15 protein-coding genes are annotated in these 16,892 nt (G+C 72.5%); 7 read left to right on the top strand and 8 right to left on the bottom strand.

Annotated features, from left to right (window positions below; genetic code table 11):
• Nucleotides 1-41: 41 nt before the first annotated feature.
• Nucleotides 42-500, top strand: coding sequence for a hypothetical protein (locus tag AB0G84_RS15605; protein ID WP_361320301.1), 459 nt, complete (start codon nt 42-44; stop codon nt 498-500).
• Nucleotides 501-541: 41 nt separating this feature from the next.
• Entirely contained in the window at nt 542-1,180 is a 639-nt protein-coding gene (locus AB0G84_RS15600; RefSeq protein WP_361320299.1) for a uridine kinase, read from the top strand.
• A 19-nt stretch (nt 1,181-1,199) separates the two neighbouring features.
• On the opposite strand, the gene AB0G84_RS15595 is transcribed toward AB0G84_RS15600, so the two are convergent.
• Nucleotides 1,200-2,630, bottom strand: coding sequence for a WGR domain-containing protein (locus tag AB0G84_RS15595; RefSeq protein ID WP_361320297.1), 1,431 nt, complete (start codon nt 2,628-2,630; stop codon nt 1,200-1,202).
• 138 nt (nt 2,631-2,768) lie between these two features.
• Here AB0G84_RS15595 and AB0G84_RS15590 point away from each other — a divergent pair, with 138 nt between their 5' ends.
• On the top strand, nt 2,769-3,230 hold the full coding sequence (locus AB0G84_RS15590) for a type II toxin-antitoxin system PemK/MazF family toxin (protein WP_361320295.1): 462 nt from the start codon (nt 2,769-2,771) through the stop codon (nt 3,228-3,230).
• An 18-nt stretch (nt 3,231-3,248) separates the two neighbouring features.
• Here AB0G84_RS15590 and AB0G84_RS15585 read toward each other — a convergent pair whose 3' ends face one another.
• From AB0G84_RS15585 to AB0G84_RS15575, 3 genes are all read right to left on the bottom strand, one after another.
• Entirely contained in the window at nt 3,249-3,791 is a 543-nt protein-coding gene (locus AB0G84_RS15585; RefSeq protein WP_361320293.1) for a DUF1697 domain-containing protein, read from the bottom strand.
• Between the two features lie 114 nt (nt 3,792-3,905).
• Nucleotides 3,906-4,409: a methylated-DNA--[protein]-cysteine S-methyltransferase gene (locus AB0G84_RS15580; RefSeq protein ID WP_361320553.1), complete on the bottom strand. Its 504-nt coding sequence runs from the start codon at nt 4,407-4,409 to the stop codon at nt 3,906-3,908.
• Between the two features lie 185 nt (nt 4,410-4,594).
• Nucleotides 4,595-5,488, bottom strand: coding sequence for a glycerophosphodiester phosphodiesterase family protein (locus AB0G84_RS15575; protein WP_361320291.1), 894 nt, complete (start codon nt 5,486-5,488; stop codon nt 4,595-4,597).
• Between the two features lie 703 nt (nt 5,489-6,191).
• On the opposite strand from AB0G84_RS15575, the gene uvrB reads away from it, so the two are divergent.
• The 4 genes from uvrB to AB0G84_RS15555 all read left to right on the top strand — a co-directional run bounded on the left by uvrB (nt 6,192) and on the right by AB0G84_RS15555 (nt 12,491).
• The gene (gene uvrB, locus AB0G84_RS15570; protein ID WP_361320289.1) at nt 6,192-8,333 is read left to right on the top strand and encodes an excinuclease ABC subunit UvrB; all 2,142 of its coding nucleotides are present in this window, start codon (nt 6,192-6,194) and stop codon (nt 8,331-8,333) included.
• A 149-nt stretch (nt 8,334-8,482) separates the two neighbouring features.
• Complete coding sequence (locus AB0G84_RS15565) at nt 8,483-9,061, top strand: TerD family protein (protein ID WP_361320287.1); 579 nt, start codon at nt 8,483-8,485, stop codon at nt 9,059-9,061.
• A 99-nt stretch (nt 9,062-9,160) separates the two neighbouring features.
• Nucleotides 9,161-11,242 (top strand): TerD family protein, encoded by a 2,082-nt coding sequence (locus AB0G84_RS15560; RefSeq protein ID WP_361320285.1) that lies wholly within the window; start codon nt 9,161-9,163, stop codon nt 11,240-11,242.
• Nucleotides 11,243-11,495: 253 nt separating this feature from the next.
• Nucleotides 11,496-12,491 carry a TerC family protein gene (locus AB0G84_RS15555; RefSeq protein WP_361320283.1) on the top strand — a complete coding sequence of 332 codons (996 nt, stop codon included), beginning with the start codon at nt 11,496-11,498 and terminating at the stop codon, nt 12,489-12,491.
• A gap of 104 nt (nt 12,492-12,595) precedes the next feature.
• Here AB0G84_RS15555 and AB0G84_RS15550 read toward each other — a convergent pair whose 3' ends face one another.
• The 4 genes from AB0G84_RS15550 to AB0G84_RS15535 form a co-directional block, all read right to left on the bottom strand.
• Entirely contained in the window at nt 12,596-13,648 is a 1,053-nt protein-coding gene (locus AB0G84_RS15550) for a S66 peptidase family protein (protein ID WP_361320281.1), read from the bottom strand.
• A 46-nt stretch (nt 13,649-13,694) separates the two neighbouring features.
• The gene (locus AB0G84_RS15545; protein WP_361320279.1) at nt 13,695-14,351 is read right to left on the bottom strand and encodes an MBL fold metallo-hydrolase; all 657 of its coding nucleotides are present in this window, start codon (nt 14,349-14,351) and stop codon (nt 13,695-13,697) included.
• Nucleotides 14,352-14,360: 9 nt separating this feature from the next.
• Nucleotides 14,361-15,104, bottom strand: coding sequence for a maleylpyruvate isomerase family mycothiol-dependent enzyme (locus AB0G84_RS15540; RefSeq protein WP_361320277.1), 744 nt, complete (start codon nt 15,102-15,104; stop codon nt 14,361-14,363).
• Between the two features lie 161 nt (nt 15,105-15,265).
• Nucleotides 15,266-16,825 (bottom strand): FAD-dependent monooxygenase, encoded by a 1,560-nt coding sequence (locus tag AB0G84_RS15535; RefSeq protein WP_361320276.1) that lies wholly within the window; start codon nt 16,823-16,825, stop codon nt 15,266-15,268.
• Between the last annotated feature and the right edge of the window lie 67 nt (nt 16,826-16,892).

Genomic DNA, 16,892 nt, shown 5'->3' with positions numbered 1-16,892 from the left:
CGCGGTACCGGGCAAGCACGCACGACACACCAGGGGGTTTGATGGACACGGAACTGGCGGCGCTCGCCGCGGCGGGCGCGACCACGCTGGTCCAGCAGATGGCGACGGACGGCTGGGGTTCGGTCCGCCGCCGCATGGCGGGCTTCCTCGCCCGGCGGCGGGGCAGCACGGACGAGGCGGCGGTCGAGGGCGAACTGGAGGACTCCCGCGCCGACCTCGTGGCGGCCCAGGAGGCGGGTAACCGGGCCGATGCGGAGGTGGTGGAGGCGTCCTGGCGGATGCGGCTGCAGCGGCTGCTGCGCGAGGACCCCGCAGCGGCGGCCGAACTGCGCCGACTGCTGGATGAGGTGGCGCCCGCCGAGCGGCCCACCACGATCCGCGAGGTGCACAACACCCTCAATGGCGGGGCGCACAACAGCGCCGTCATCCAGGCCGGGGCCATCAACGGCGGTGTCCACCACTGGCGCACCCCGCCCCCGGACCGGCCGCAGGCCGGCTGACCGGCCCCACCCGGTGACCTGCGGCCGGGCACAATGGCGGGGTGCAGCTGGAAGCGATCACCTGGGAACGGCTCACCGACGCCCTCGCCGAACACCTCACCGCGCTGACCGCGCGGGACGGGAGCCCCTGGCTGAGAGTGGCGATCGACGGGGCTCCCGCCGCCGCGCCCGGTGACCTGGCCGGCCAGCTCACCGAGGCGCTGCGGCTCCGGGGGCGGGCGGTGCACCGGGCCGGCGCCTTCGGCTTCCTGCGGCCCGCCTCCCTGCGGCTCGAACACGGCCACGAGGACCCCGACGCCTACCACGACGCGTGGTTCGACCGGCAGGCGCTGTGGCGGGAGGTGTTCCGGCCGCTGGATCCGGGCGGCACCGGGCGGGTGCTCCCGGACCTGTGGGATCCAGTGGCGGACCGCGCGACCCGCAGCGCCTATGTGACGCTGCCGCCCGGCGGCGTCCTGCTGCTGCACGGCCCGCTGCTGCTCGGCCATTGGTTCCCCTTCGATCTCTCCGTCCATCTGATGCTGTCGCCGGCCGCGCTGGCCCGGCGCACCCCACAGGGCGCGCGCTGGACCCTCCCGGCCTTCGCGCGCTACGAGGCCGAGACCCGGCCGGAGGAGGCGGCGGACGTCGTCGTACGGGCCGACGATCCTCGACGGCCGGCCTGGAGCGGGATCCGCTGAACGCCCCGCGGCCCCGGCCTCAGACCAACTGCCGGATCTCACCCCGGACGCGGTAGAAGCCGCCCGAGGCCGCCGACAGCTCATCGACGACGTACCGCGCACCGGCCTGGCGTATGTGCCGCGGGAACTGGACGTTCCAGGACGGCTCATAGCCGTCGGAGACCACATGGACCCGCAGTCGGCCGCCGTCCTGCACACACTCCACCACGATCCCCGAGGCCGCCGTGGACGCCACCGTCCGCACCGTGGCCGACGGGGTGTAGGTGGGCAGCGCGGCGGCCGACTTCACGTCCCGGGCCACCGGCACCGTGCCCTGTTGGGCGGCCGCGATCGCCGCGTCACTGGCGTCGACGCACACCAGGGACCCGTCGGTGGTGACCATGTACAGCTTCTCGTCCAGGTACTGCATCGACAGCGCCGCGCCGCCGCCGGTGTCCAGCTTCCACAGGCGGGTGCCGTCGGCGGCGAAGCAGTACACGGAGGAGGCCCGGTCACCGGCGAAGACATAGCGGCCGCCGGGCGAGGTGGCGCAGGAGTAGACGACCGTTTCGCACGCGTAGGTGGCCTCCAGCGCCCCGTCGGCCTTCGCCAGCCGCTGGACCACCTTCCGGTCGGTGCCGGCGTACACCGACGCGTCCTCCTGCCAGCCGAACAGCACCGCGCCCTGGGTCGGGGTGTGCCACAACTCCCGGCTGCCGTCCGCCGCGTAGGCGGTCACACCGCGCTGGTGACCGTGGTAGACGGCGTGCTCGTCCCGCCGCACCATCCAGGCGCCCTGGCCCTGGCTGCGCCGCGACCACTGGTACTCGTCCTCGTGGTCGATGACGGTCAGTCCGCCGCTGCGGTCGGCGACGTTGAGGATGCCCTCCCGGATGTCCAGCCAGAAGATGTCGACGTCGGGCGCGATGTCATAGGCGGCGAACGGAAGCTTGGAGGAGAGGTCGTAGACCTTGCCATCGTCGCAGCCGGCGTAGATCCAGAAGTCGTCCGCCACCAGGCACTTGACGCCGTGGGGCAGCTGATAGCGCGCCAGCACCTCGCCGTCGTGGCCGAGGGTGTAGACATCGCCGTCCTGATTGCCCACCCAGCAGCGGTCCTGGTCGACGTGGATGCCGAACGCCGCGGCCTCGGTGCGGAACCGCCACAACACCGGCGCGACCGCCTGGGCCGTCGAGGGGGCGGACGAGACCTGACGGCGGGTCACCGACCGGGCGGCGCGCTGCCCCTGGACGGCGGGGGCATAGCCCTTGCGGACCTTCTCACCGATCTTCCTGGCGGCCGCGGCCTGCGCCTTCTCGTGCGTAGGGAACGTGGAGGTCTGCTGCTGGCCGGCCGCGCCGATGCGTCCGTAGCGCACCGAGACGACCGTGTCCTGCACCGTCACCTCATAGAACTTGTGGGCCCCGCCGCCCTCCTGCGACAGCTCCAGATACGTGGTGTTCCCCGACATGGCTCTCCCCTCCCGGAGCGGCCCCGACGACCGTCCCCCGCTGTGAAAAACCGTACGGCCGACCACTGACAACGGCCCGCGCAGCGTTAGCGGAGGGCCGCTGAAAGCCCTGCTCACGGCGGTGGTTAGCGTGTGGGCGTGACGACTTCATTCAACGCATCCGACGAGGCGGCCGAGCTGCCCGGCAGGCATGGACCCAGCGCGACCGTGGAGGCCCACCCGCGCTCCGTCGGCACCGTCCAGACGTCCTACGCTCCCGATCCCGACGGCGACCCGGACCCCGGCGAGATCGTCTGGACCTGGGTGCCCTACGAGGAGAACGACGGGCGCGGCAAGGACCGGCCGGTGCTGGTCGTCGCCCGGGAGACGGGCGGAACGCTGCTGGCCGTGCAGCTCTCCAGCAAGCGCCACCAGAACGACCGGGAGTGGGTGCCCCTCGGTACCGGGCCGTGGGACCGCGCGGGGCGTGACTCCTGGGTGGCCGTGGACCGGGTGCTGCGGGTGCACCCGGCCGGGATGCGGCGGGAGGCCTGCGCCCTGGACCGGGGACGCTTCAACCTCGTCGTCAACCGGCTGCGCGAGCGCTACGGCTGGCGCTGACGGCCCCGGACACCGGGCTCAGGCCTCCGCCAGGGCCAGGAGCTTGGTGACGGTGTTCCAGTTGCGGGCCGTGGCCGTCACCCCGAGCCGGGCGCGGCCCACGGCCTCGGCGAGCTTGGACCGGCCGATCCCGCCCGGGCACCACAGGTACAGTTCGCGCCCGACCAGCCGGCACCGGTCGGGCGCGAACGCGGCCGCGTCCAGCGCGTCCAGCGGCGAAGTGTCGGCCGGCGCCGCCGACAGGAACGTCACATGCAGGGTCTTGGGCTCCGGCACGGCCTGCGGGAACGGGTTCGCGGCGACCGCGGCGGCCAGCTCGGCACCGGTCCGGACGATGACCGGCACGGTCAGCCCGAGCTCGGCGGCGATCCGCTCATGGAGCACCCGGGCCGTCTCCTCCGGGGGCGTGCCGGGGTCAGCGAAGACGATGTTGCCGGTCTGCAGCAGGACCGAGACGTCCCGGAAGCCCAGGGACTCGGCCAGCTCCAGCTGCCGGGCCTTGGGGAAGCGGTTGTGGCCCCCGACGTTGATGCCGCGGAGCAGAGCGATCTGACGGGACATGGCACTGCCTTCGGGTGAGGGACGGCCTCGGTGAGGAACGGTCTCCGTGAGGGACGGTCTCGATGAGGGACGGTCGCGGTGCGGACGGACGAAGGGGGGACCGGGGCGCCCGGTTCAGAACAGCGGAGCGGGCAGCACCCCTTCGAGGGCCAACAGCAGGCGCTTGGTCTCCAGACCGCCGCCGAAGCCGCCGATCCCACCGTCGCTGGCCACCACCCGGTGGCAGGGGACGACGACCGGCAGCGGATTGGAACCCATCGCCGCCCCCACCGCGCGGGCCGCGCCTCCCTCCCCGACCCGGTCGGCGAGGTACTGGTACCCGACGACGCTGCCGTAGGGCACGTCCTCCGCCAGGGCGTGCAGGACCCGGGCGGGGAAGCCGGACGACAGCGACCAGTCCAGGGGGACCGTGAAGGACCGCAGCTCCCCGGAGAAGTAGGCGGTCAGCTCGGTCGCGGCCGTCTCCAGAGGCGCTGTCCCGGTGCCCGGCGGCCCGCCGAAGAACTGCTCCAGACGGGCCAGCGCCCGCCGGGTCGTCCGCGCGTCGGCGTGGAAGAGGACCTGGACCAGACCCTCCGCGGTCGCGGCGAGGAGCAGCGGACCGATCGGCGTGTCCAGATGCCTCCAGGCCCAGTCGCGCCGGCCCGCTGGCCCGCCCGCCGCCTCGGGAACCCGCCCGGGATCCCGCTCGTGAACCTGCTCGGAATGCGTCACCTGATCAGGGTAGGACGCACCACTGACAGTGCGGTGGGGAGCGCCGCCCGGCCGGTGTCGGACGACGCTCCCGAACGGCTCCGGGCGGCTCAGTCTCCGTTGTTCCGCCTGCCCTCCAGGGCATCGCGGATCACGTCCGGCTTGTTGGTGATGATGCCGTCGACGCCCAGGCCGGCGACCTTGACCGCGGTGGCCGGGTCGTCGACGGTCCAGGCGTACAGGTCCAGCCGCCGGTGGTGCGGCCCCTTCAGCCCGTGGACGGCGGCGACGTACTCCCGGGTGACTGCCGTGTGGACGGGGTTGATCTGGTCGCAGTACTTCGCGAACTTCGGGAGGTCGGCGACGGACGGGTTGCCGAGGAAGCCCGTCTTGAGGTCCGGCCGGAGCGTGTGCACCGTCTTGATGGTGTCGGCGTTGAAGCTCTGGATGATCAGGCGGTGCTTGAGGTGGTCCCGGTCCAGCCAGCCCGCCTCCCGCAGCTCCCGGAGGGCCTGCCGCTCGATGCCCGGGTAGAGCTCCGGTGACTTCAGCTCCATCAGCAGGCTCTGGTCGTTGTGCTCGACCTCGTCCATGTAGTCCTCGAGGGTCGGCACCCGCTCACCTGCGAACTTCGGTCCGAACCAGCTGCCCGCGTCCAGCTTCTCGATCTCCCTGAGGGTGAAGTCCGCGACGTTCCAGGGGGAGCGGCCCGGGAAGACCTGCTCGACGTTGGTGGTCCGGGCGAGCGAGCTGTCGTGCAGGATGACCAGCTCACCGTCCTTGGTGCGCTGGACGTCGTTCTCCACCCAGTCGAAGCCGAGCCGGGCGGCCGCGTCGATGGCGGCGAGGGTGTTCTCGGGCGCGTACGACGAGGCCCCGCGGTGGGCGACCGTCTCCGGAGTGCGTCCGGACGGGGCGGCCTGTGCGGGGGGTGCGGAGAGGACGAGCGCGGACAGTCCCATGAGCGCACCGGCGACAGCGGCGGCGACGGGGCGAATACGCATACGGACTCCTCGTGACGTCGTGGGCGTGAGCGGAGGTGAGGTGCGGTGGAGGGAGCTGCGGTGAAGTGCGGCGAAGCGAACGAGGTGAAGCGACGTGGGGTGCGGTGAGTGACGTGAACCGGGTCGGACGGGCAGAGGTTCGCAGCCGGGCCGGAGCGGGAGGCGGTCGTGCGGTGGCCGGGCGCTGAACGAGAGATGGCCGGTCTTCCAGTGCGGAGCGTCGCGCAATTGCAGGATGCCCGGATCAGCCGTGCAACAGACGTACGCCCTGACGCCGTCCAACTTGCCGGAGCCACGGCATCCGCGCATCTTGACCGATGATGCGTCACCCGTCGTGCTTCTGAACGGTTTTGATTACCGGACAGGTGTGGTGCGCCGTGCGGGCCGCTCGGTACGCAGGGATGCCGCGCCGTCGGCGCCCGGCGGTGTCCCCCGTTCCGGTCCGGTGCCCGGCCCGCCGGCGGGAGGTGTGGAGGGCCTTGCCGCGCGGCCCGCCCGCAGGGGCCGAGGCCCCGCCGGACCAGGCGGTCCTGCCACCGACAGCCACCGGTGCCCGGCCGCACCGCCCACCCCGCCCGCCGGCCCGGCCGCCGCCCGTCGCGCGCCCCCTCCGCGTGGACCCGCGTACCCGCCAGCGGGGCAAAACCGCAGGCCGGAGCGCTCTCCCCGTCGGTTGTCAGTGGGTGGTCGTACGGTGGACCCCATGCGGCCCGTATCAAAGATCGAACGCACGGTGGCGCCCTTCGAGGTCGTCAGCCCCTACCAGCCCAACGGCGACCAGCCGGCGGCCATCACCGAGCTGGAGCGGCGCATCCGCGGGGGTGAAAAGGACGTCGTCCTGCTGGGTGCGACCGGTACCGGCAAGTCGGCGACCACCGCGTGGATGATCGAGAAGCTGCAGCGCCCCACGCTCGTGATGGCGCCCAACAAGACCCTCGCGGCCCAGCTCGCCAACGAGTTCCGCGAGCTGCTGCCGAACAACGCCGTCGAGTACTTCGTCTCCTACTACGACTACTACCAGCCCGAGGCGTACGTCCCGCAGTCCGATACGTACATCGAGAAGGACTCCTCCATCAACGAGGAGGTCGAGAGGCTGCGGCACTCCGCGACGAACTCCCTGCTCACCCGGCGTGACGTCGTGGTGGTCGCCTCGGTGTCCTGCATCTACGGCCTGGGTACCCCACAGGAGTACGTCGACCGGATGGTCCCGCTGAAGGTCGGCGACGAGATCGACCGCGACCAGTTGCTGCGCCGCTTCGTCGACATCCAGTACACCCGCAACGACGTGGCCTTCACCCGGGGCACCTTCCGGGTCCGCGGCGACACCATCGAGATCTTCCCGGTCTACGAGGAGCTGGCCGTGCGGATCGAGATGTTCGGCGACGAGATCGAGGCGCTGTCCACCCTCCACCCGCTGACCGGCGAGGTGATCAGCGAGGACCAGCAGCTCTACATCTTCCCGGCCAGCCACTACATCGCCGGCCCGGAGCGGATGGAGCGGGCCATCGCCGGCATCGAGGCCGAGCTAGCGGACCGGCTGGCCACGCTGGAGAAGCAGAACAAGCAGCTGGAGGCCCAGCGGCTGCGGATGCGCACCACCTACGACATCGAGATGATGCGCCAGATCGGCTCCTGCTCGGGCATCGAGAACTACTCGATGCACATGGACGGCCGTGAGCCCGGGTCCGCGCCGCACACCCTGATCGACTACTTCCCGGATGACTTCCTCCTGGTCATCGACGAGTCGCATGTCACCGTCCCGCAGATCGGTGCCATGTACGAGGGCGACGCCTCCCGGAAGCGCACCCTGGTCGACCACGGCTTCCGGCTGCCGTCCGCCCTGGACAATCGGCCGCTGAAGTGGGAAGAGTTCCTGGAACGGATCGGCCAGACCGTCTACCTGTCGGCGACCCCCGGCCCGTACGAGCTCGCCCGGGGCGACGGCTTCGTGGAGCAGATCATCCGGCCGACCGGCCTGGTCGACCCCGAGGTGGTGGTCAAGCCCACCGACGGGCAGATCGACGACCTGGTGCACGAGATCCGGACCCGCACCGAGAAGGACGAGCGCGTCCTGGTCACGACCCTCACCAAGAAGATGGCCGAGGACCTCACGGACTACTTCCTGGAGCTGGGCATCCAGGTCCGCTATCTGCACAGCGACGTCGACACCCTGCGGCGGGTGGAGCTGCTGCGCGAGCTGCGCTCGGGTGAGTACGACGTCCTGGTGGGCATCAACCTGCTCCGTGAGGGTCTCGACCTCCCCGAGGTCTCCCTGGTGGCCATCCTGGACGCCGACAAGGAGGGCTTCCTGCGCTCCGGTTCGGCGCTCATCCAGACCATCGGCCGGGCGGCGCGCAACGTCTCCGGACAGGTCCATATGTACGCCGACAAGATCACCCCGGCGATGGAGAAGGCCATCGAGGAGACCAACCGCCGTCGGGAGAAGCAGCTGGCGTACAACAAGGAGAACGGCATCGACCCGCAGCCGCTCCGCAAGAAGATCGGCGACATCGTCGCCACCATCGCCCGGGAGGAGATCGACACCCAGGAGCTGCTGGGCACCGGCTACCGCAAGGGCGGCGAGGGCAAGGAGGCCAAGGGCAAGGCTCCGGTCCCGTCGCTCGGCGCCCCGGGCGGCAAGGCCACGAAGGGCAAGGCCGGCAAGGCGGGCGAGGTGCTCACCGACCGGCCCGCCGCCGAACTGGCCGAACTCATCGAGGAGATGACGGAGCGGATGCGGGCCGCCGCCGCCGAGCTGCAGTTCGAGGTCGCCGCCAGGCTGCGCGACGAGGTGGGCGAACTGAAGAAGGAGCTGCGGCAGATGAGGGAGGCCGGCGTGAAGTGAGGGGGCCGGGGCGGACACTCCGCACTCCGCTCCCGGTGTTGCAGAACCGCCACAAACCCGGGCCGTGCGCGCCCTCGGCCCTCGGGCGTGCGTAGGGTCGAGGAGGCCGCCGGAACGCTGGGCGGGACAGCACAGAGAGGGGACGTCGCGTGTCAGTCAATTTGTCCAAGGGGCAGGGCATCAGCCTGCAGAAGTCCGACGGAGGGACGCTGACCGCGGTGCGGATGGGGCTCGGGTGGCGCTCGGCGCCGCGCCGAGGCCTGTTCGGCAGGCGGACCAACGAGATCGACCTCGACGCCTCGGCGGTGCTCTTCGCCGAGAAGAAGCCGATGGACGTGGTCTTCTTCCAGCACCTGGTCAGCGACGACGGCGCGGTCCGGCACACCGGCGACAACCTCGTCGGCGGCGCGGGCCAGGGCGGCGACGACGAGGCGATCCTGGTCGACCTGGCGCGGGTGCCGGTGCACATCGACCAGATCGTGTTCACCGTCAACTCCTTCACCGGCCAGACCTTCGCCGAGGTGCAGGACGCCTTCTGTCGGCTGGTCGACGAGACCACCGGCCAGGAGCTGGCCCGCTACACCCTCACGGGCGGCGGCGACTACACCGCCCAGGTCATGTCCAAGGTGCACCGGACGGGTAACGGCTGGACGATGACCGCCATCGGTGAGCCCACCGTCGGCCGTACGTTCCAGGACCTGGTGCCGGCGATCCTGCCGCACCTGTAACCACCGCACCTCCGAGGCGGCGCGCACCCGGGCCGCGCCGCCCTACCCCCGGGCGCATGCCCGGCCGGCCCGGGAGGCACCCAACCAGGGGGAAGCACCATGACGGCCGAGCTGGTCCGGGGCCAGAACCATCCGCTGGACCGGACACGGGTGGAGATCCGGATCGTGGCGGGCGGACCCGTCGTGGCCGGAGTGACGCTCGCCGACGCCCAGGGGCGGCTTCCGGGCGCCGAGGCGGTGGCGCACCCGGGGGCGCCCCGGCGGACCGGCGTGGAGGTCCCCCGCCAGGCCGCCGCCGAGCAGCGCATCGCGGTGGACCTCGATGCGCTGCCCGAGCCCGTCCACCGGGTGAGCGTGCTGCTGGCGCTGCCCACCGGCATCGGGACGCTGACCGCCTTCGGCGCGGCCGCCGCCCCGTCCGTCACGGTCACCGATCTCGACGGCACGGGTCTGGTCGGCTACACCCTCACCGGGCTGGGCGCGGAGACCGCCGTGGTCGCCGTAGAGCTGTACCGCAGGCAGGGCGCCTGGAAGGTACGCGCGGTGGGCCAGGGGTACGCCGACGGCCTCGCCGCGATGCTGCGCGACCAGGGGCTGCCCCGGGCGGCGGAGCTGGCCGCGGAGATCGAGGAGGCCGTCGGGGCGGGGCACGCCCGGGCGGTCCCCGCGCCCGCCCCGGTCACGCCCGCCCCGGCCGCCGCTGGCCGACCCGACGGGCCCGCCCGTGCCGAGGACCCCGCCGGCGGCCCGGCCGCCGACCGCTCCGCGCCTGCACACCCGGATGCCGCCCACGGCCCGGTGGCGTCCGGCCCAGGCCCAGGCCCCGGCACCGCGCCCGGAGTGGGGGCCCCGGCGGGCCCGTTGGCCAAGGGAGCCGCCCCGCCCGTTCCGACGGCCGGTGCCCCCATCGACTACCGGCACCCCGAGCGCCGGCCCACCCCGGGGCCGGCCGACCCGGCGCAGCCGCCGTCCGCGCCGCCTGCGGGCGCCCCCGATGGCCCACCGCTCCCGGTGGCCGGGGACGCCGCCGGATGGAGCATGGAGGAGCGGCTCTACAACCAGGTGTGGGGCATGTTCGAGGACCTGGCCCGCTCGGTCGCGGCGTACCGCAGCGCCTGCGACTTCGCCGAGGCCCGCCTGGAGCAGGAGCTCGACGAGGCCCTCGCCGACCCCCGCCACCGCATCGGCACGCCCGCCGACGTCGCCCGGGCCGGCGCCCGCGACAAGCACACCGCCCTGATCGCCCAGGCCCGTGCCGCGCTCGACCGGGACCTCGCCCAGCTCACGGCCGAGTCGGAGGTGGTCGAGCCCGCGCTGCCGACCGCCTTCGCCCGCTGGGACAACCCCGTGTGGCACGGCCGGGGCACCCCGCAGGAGCGCCCGATGGCGCTGCGGCTGGGCGATCTGCACCTCCCGGAGGTACGGGACTTGCGGATCCCGATGCTCGTCCGGCTCCCCCTGGAGCGCGGGCTGTGGATCGACAGCGGCCCCGGGGCAGTGGGCCGGGGCGCCCCCGATCCCGACCGCGCCGTCGGCCGCCGGGAGCTCGGCAGCGCGCTGACGGAGGGCCCGCCGGACGAGGCCGAGCTGCGCCGGCTCGCCCTGGAGACCGCCGTTGCGGTCGCCGCCCGGATGCTCGCCAGCCACCCCGCCGGTGACCTCGCGGTCCAGGTCATCGACCCGGCCGGGACGGCGGTGCCCGCGCTGGCGCCACTCCTGGAGTCCGGGGTGCTGCCCGCCGTCCCGGTGCCCGGCGCCAAGGGAGCGGCCACGGCCCTGGAGGCCCTGATCCGGCGGGTGGACCTGCTCCAGATGGCCGCCCGCAGCCGCGCGGTGGACGCGCTGCCGCCGGATCTGGACCCCGCCGACCAGTTGGTGATCGTCCATGACTTCCCGCACGGCTTCGACGACCGCGCCGTGGCCCGGGTGCGCTACCTCGCCGACGAGGGCCCCGCGGTCGGGGTGCATCTGCTGATGGTCGCCGACCGCGCCCGGTCCCGGGAGTACGGCCCGGTCCTGGACCCGCTGTGGCGGTCCCTGCTGCGGATCACCCCGGTACCGGACGCGCATCTGGCCGACCCTTGGGTCGGCCATGCCTGGACGTACGAGCCGTCGCTCGCCCCGCAGGGCAGCCAGGTGGTGCGCCAGGTCCTGGACCGGGTCGCCCGGGCCCGCGGCTGAGCGGCCCCTCCCTGCCGCCCTCTCGCAAACCCCCCTGACCAGCCACTTTGCCGATCTCTTTACTCTTCCTTGGTCTTCCTTTACCCTTCTTGGTGCGGAGGGGAGTATTCCTGCTACGACGTACCCGTCATCACGGATTGCGAGTGTGACGAGATCCCGGGGCGTCGGCCCCGGCCCCTTTGGGCGAACGGGGCGGAAGAGACCTCCGGCAGCGACGACGCTGTACGTGCCGTACGACTCTGCCGGAGGAGCAGTGGACGTTTCCCTGACCATGTGGGCGCTGACCATCCTGGGTCTGTGTGCCCTGATCGCCGCCGACTTCTTCATCGGCGGCCGCAAGCCGCATGAGGTCTCCCTCAAGGAGGCCGGAATCTGGACCACCGTCTGGATCGTGCTCGCCGCGCTCTTCGGCCTCGGCCTGCTGCTGTTCGGCGGCGCCGCACCGGCCGGTGAGTTCTTCGCGGGCTTCATCACCGAGAAGTCCCTGAGCGTCGACAACCTCTTCGTCTTCGTCCTGATCATGGCGAAGTTCGCGGTGCCGGCCGTCTACCAGCAGCGGGTGCTGATGGTGGGGGTGCTGATCGCGCTGGTGCTGCGGGCCGGGTTCATTGGCGCCGGTGCCGCGATCATCGCCAACTTCTCCTGGGTCTTCTACCTCTTCGGCGCGTTCCTGATCTGGACTGCCTGGAAGCTGATCAAGGAGGCGCGGGCCGAGGAGGAGGACGAGGAGTTCGAGGAGAACCGCTTCCTGAAGGCGGTCGAGAAGCGCTTCCCGTCGACCGACACCTACCACGGCACCAAGCTGTTCATCGTCGAGAACGGCCGGCGCCTGATGACGCCGATGCTGATCGTCATGCTGGCGATCGGCACCACCGACGTCCTCTTCGCCCTGGACTCCATCCCGGCGATCTTCGGCCTGACCCAGGACCCGTACATCGTCTTCACCGCCAACGCCTTTGCGCTGATGGGTCTGCGGCAGCTGTACTTCCTGATCGGCGGCCTGCTCAAGAAGCTGGTCCACCTCTCCTACGGCCTGTCGGTCATCCTGGGCTTCATCGGCGTCAAGCTGGTCCTGCACGCCCTGCACGAGTCGGGCGTGCCCGTACCGGAGATCAGCATCCCGGTCTCCCTGGGCGTCATCTGCTCCGTTCTCCTCGTCACCACCGTCACCAGCCTGCGCGCCGCCAAGAAGCAGCAGGCCGCGGCGGCCGGGGACGGCGCGGAGTCCAAGGAGCGCATCGAGGCCTGAGGTCCGGGCTTCTCGCACCGCGCTGCGGGCGCCCGACCCCGCTCCCGGCACACGGGACGGGGCCGGGCGCCCGCCCGTGCCAGTGGCGGACCCGGCTCACCGCGTCAGTAGGTCACCGTGATCCGGCGCTCGACACCGTCCACCCGGACCGCTCCGCCGTAGGGGATCACCACCTGCGGGTCGGTGTGGCCCAGGTCGACGTCGAGGACCACCACCGCGTCCGGGGCGTACGTGGCCAGCGCGCGCAGCACCGCCTCGCGCTGCTCGCGCACATAGCGGGCCTTGTCCTCCGGGGTCCGGGGCCGCGTCAGCGACCAGGCCTTGGCACGAGCCATCAGCACCGCGGGAAACCTGCTCAGCAGGCCGCGCTCACCCATGCTCCGCAGCACGAAGTACACGTCATCGGCCCGCGGTTGGTCCTCGGAGGTCTCCAGGAACAGCACACAGCCGTCGTACGCCGCCGGATCGGCCTGGATCTCGCGGTCCGCCATCAGCATCCACGACAGCACCTCGATGTTGCCGCCCCAGCTCGGGCCCTCCACGACCCGCCGGGGACCGTGCCACCGCCAGCCGTCACCGGGCCACTGCACCGGCTCGGCCGCGAAGGTCTGCGGGTCGTGCCAGTCGCCGTTCTCGTCGCCGTAGCGCTCCGCGGGCCGCAGTTCGTAGGGCCCGGGGGTGAACAGCGCGGCGCGCAGCGACTCCGCGGTGTGCGGGTCCATCGCCCCGGGGCGGCCCAGTTCGCACATCACCGTGGCGCCGTGGAAGCCCACGATGCCGGTGTTCCACAGGTACGCCAGCAGCGGAGTGTTGTCGCTGTACCCGAAGAACGGCTTGGGGTGGGCACGGAACAGCTCGCGGTCCAGGTGGGGCAGCACGGTGAGCTGGTCGTCCCCGCCGATGCTCGCGAAGACGGCGGCGATGTCAGGATCGGCGAACGCCGCGTGCAGATCGGCGGCGCGGGCCTGTGGGGAGGCGCCCATCGTCCGGGTGGTGGGGTACTCGACCGGCACCAGCCCAAAGTCCTTCTCCAGCCGCTCGAGGCCGAGTTCGAAGGGGGCCGGAAACAGCCCCGGTAAGCCTGCGGAGGGCGAGAGCACCGCCACGCGGTCACCGGGGCGAACGGCGGGCGGACGGCGGAGTGCGGAGGTCGGCATGTTGCGAGCCTAGAGCGCCGGCCCGGGGGCCGGCAGCTCCTTTCCCCTACCAGCCGCGCCGGCGCCACTCCGCGAGGTGCGGGCGCTCCGCGCCCAGCGTGGTGTCGTTGCCGTGGCCCGGGTAGACCCAGGTCTCGTCCGGGAGTTCGCCGAAGAGCTTGGTCTCCACATCGCCCAGGAGACGGGTGAACTGCTCGGCGTCGCCCCAGGTGTTGCCCACGCCACCGGGGAACAGACAGTCCCCGGTGAACACATGTGGGGCGCCGTGCGGATCGTCGTAGACCAGGGCGATGCTGCCCGGGGTGTGGCCCACCAGATGGCGCGCGGTCAGTCGGACCCGGCCGACGGTCACCGTGTCCCCGTCGTCGAGCAGCACGTCCGTGGGGACCGGGATGCCCTCGGCGTCGTGCCGCCCCGCGTACGTCCGCGCGCCGGTCGCCTCCACCACTTCGCGCAGGGCGCCCCAGTGGTCGCCGTGCCGGTGTGTGGTGACGACGGACGCGATGCTGCTGTCGCCGATCAGTGCCAGGAGCGTGCGCGGCTCGGCGGCCGCGTCGATCAGCAGCTGCTCATCGGTCGCCCGGCACCGCAGCAGATAGGCGTTGTTGTCCATCCGGCCGACCGCGACCTTCGAGATCATCAGGTCGGTCAGCTCGTGCACGTCGGCGGCTCCGCCGACCTTCACTGCTCCGCTGTAGCCCATGGATCCACTCTAAAGCGGGGGTACGACAGGCAGCACGGAGCCGTGGCTGTCGAGCCCGGCGCCGTCACCGCGTCCGGTGAGCCAGCCCACCAGGTCCCGCGCGGAGCCGGTCACCACCACGGGTGCGTCCCCGGTGCCCGCGCCGGTCGTCGCGGCCCCGGTGCGCCAGCTGCGGCCGTCCTCGGTGCGGAGCTCCAGGGCGGGCAGTCCGGCGTGCCCGGCGAACTTCACCGTGGCGAGGAACGCCAGCTCGCTGTCGACGAATCCGGGAGACAGCTGATCGAGGGTGTGTCCGACGCCGAGGTCCACGTGGTGCAGCTCCACCTCGGCCAGCCGGCGCAGCGGCAGCCGGTCGGCCCGCTCGACGACGCCGTTGCGCATCTCGACCTCGAACGCCCGGCGCGCCCGCGGCAGCGCGTCCGCCGCCGCCGCGAACCGGGCGGCGCTCTCCCGGAGGTCCTCCAGGTGGGCGGCCAGCGGGCGGTCGGCGTCCCGCTCGATGTCGGCGTTGCGCGCCTCGGCGCTGGCGTACATCGAGGTGGGGACGTCCGTACGCGCCCAGGTGAGGAGGTTGACCAGCGCGTCCGCGTTGCGCGCCAGATGGGCCAGGACATGGCCGCGGGTCCAGCCGGGCAGCAGCGACGGTTCCCCCACCGCCGCGTCGTCGAGCTTGCTCACCGAGACCAGGAGCTGTTCGGTCGCCTCGTGGACGGCTGCCACATCGTGCGGGAAGTCAGGCGTGGTGACGGTCATGGTCCGACGCTAGCGCCAGGAAGGCGAGTTCGGGAGACGGCCTGGACGGGGCGGGGGGTACGCGGGCGGAGCGCCCGGCGCACACCGCCGCGCGGAGGGAGCGGGCGGCGCGCACGGCGGCACGGTGGCAGGCGCGGCGCCGCCCCGAAGGTTCCCGGAGGTCAGACCGCCGCTCCGGCCGGCACTCCGAACCACTGGCGCAGCGCGGCGGCCAGCTCGCCCCGCGCGCCCGGGTGGCCGGTGGTGCCGACGGCCCAGGCGGTGCAGCCGTCCGGCCGTACCAGGAGGCCGGCCAGGTCCGGCCGGGCCGGGCAGCCGGCGGTCAGCACCGTCAACCGATCGCCGTACCCGGTGGCGCGCCCGCGCACCTCGGCGTCGTCGGCGAGGTCGAGCAACAGCCCCTGGCCGCCCCGGAGATGGTCGGCGAGCCGGCTGCCGTCGGAGAGCTCCAGGTCGGGCGCGCTGCGGCCGGTCAGCGGATGGTCGCCGGGCAGGTCGTAGCGCTGCTGCACCCCGGAGATCTTCTTGACGAAGAAGGTGGTGGCGGCGGTGGTGCCGGCCAGCTCGGCGATGACGTCGCGCAGCGCCTGGGCGTGCGCCTCCGGCCGCATTAGCGCCACTTGGGCCCGGGTCCAGTCCAGGACCCAGGCTCCGATCGGGTGCCGTTCGGCGGTGTAGGTGTCCAGCAGGCCCTCCGGTGCCCAGCCGCGGACGGTGGCGGCCAGCTTCCAGCCCAGGTTCATCGCGTCCCCGATACCGAGGTTCAGTCCCTGGCCGCCGAACGGCGCGTGCACATGCGCCGCGTCACCGGCCAGCAGCACCCGGCCCGCCCGGTAGTCGGGCACCTGCCGGGCGTTGTCGGTGAACCGGGTCGCCGTGTGGACCTCGTGGACCCGTACGGCGTCGACGCCGGAGACCTTGCGCAGGGCCCGCTCCAACTCCTCGGCGGTCACCGGCGCTTCGCGGTCCGCGGGCGGGCCGTCGAACTCCACGGTGAGGATCCGGCCGGGCATCGGGCCGTGCGCGTAGGTCCCGGTGGCGGTCCAGTTCCAGCCCGCCCCCAGCTGCTCGGCGCCGGTCATCTCCACCATGGCCTGGTGGCCGGTGATCTCCGGTGCGGTACCGGGGAAGGGGAACCCGGCCAGCCGGCGGACCGTGCTGCGGCCGCCGTCGCACCCCACGAGCCAGCCGGTGCGCAGCGCCCCCTCGGAGGTGTGCACGACCACCCCGTCCGCACCGGCGTCGAAGCCGGTCAGGGGCACCCCACGGCGCAGGTCGACGCCCAGCTCGGCGCCGCGCGCGGCGAGCAGCCGCTCCAGGGCCTCTTGGGGCACCAGGCCGACCTCGCCGGCGGGGCCGGGACCGTCGAACTCCGGGTCGGCCTCGTCCAGCAGGTCGCCGCGCAGCATGATGCCGGCGAAGTGCCCGGCGAACTTCGGTGCCCTCGGCAACCCGGAGGCGCCCGCGGCCTGCCGCTGGCGCACGAAGGAGCCGAACTTCTCGAAGGCCTCGCGCTGCACCTCGGCCAGGCCGGGCAGCAGCCCGCGCCGGTAGAGGGCCTCCGCGGTGGGGGTGTTGATCGCCCCCGCCTTGATCTTGGTGTCCACCTCGGTCAACCGCTCCAGGACGATCACCGAGACCTCTGCCAGTGCCAGTTCGCAGGCGAGCATCAGCCCCACCGGGCCGCCCCCTGCCACCACTACGTCCGCGTCATGGGTCATAACGGTGGAGTGTAGTCACTAAAAGTTTATGGTGGCTAAAAATTGTCGGCCCGGGGGCCTAGGATGC

The organism is Streptomyces sp. NPDC020742 (assembly GCF_040641675.1).
Lineage (GTDB): Bacteria > Actinomycetota > Actinomycetes > Streptomycetales > Streptomycetaceae > Streptomyces.
This window is presented reverse-complemented; position numbering and strand designations above follow the sequence as displayed.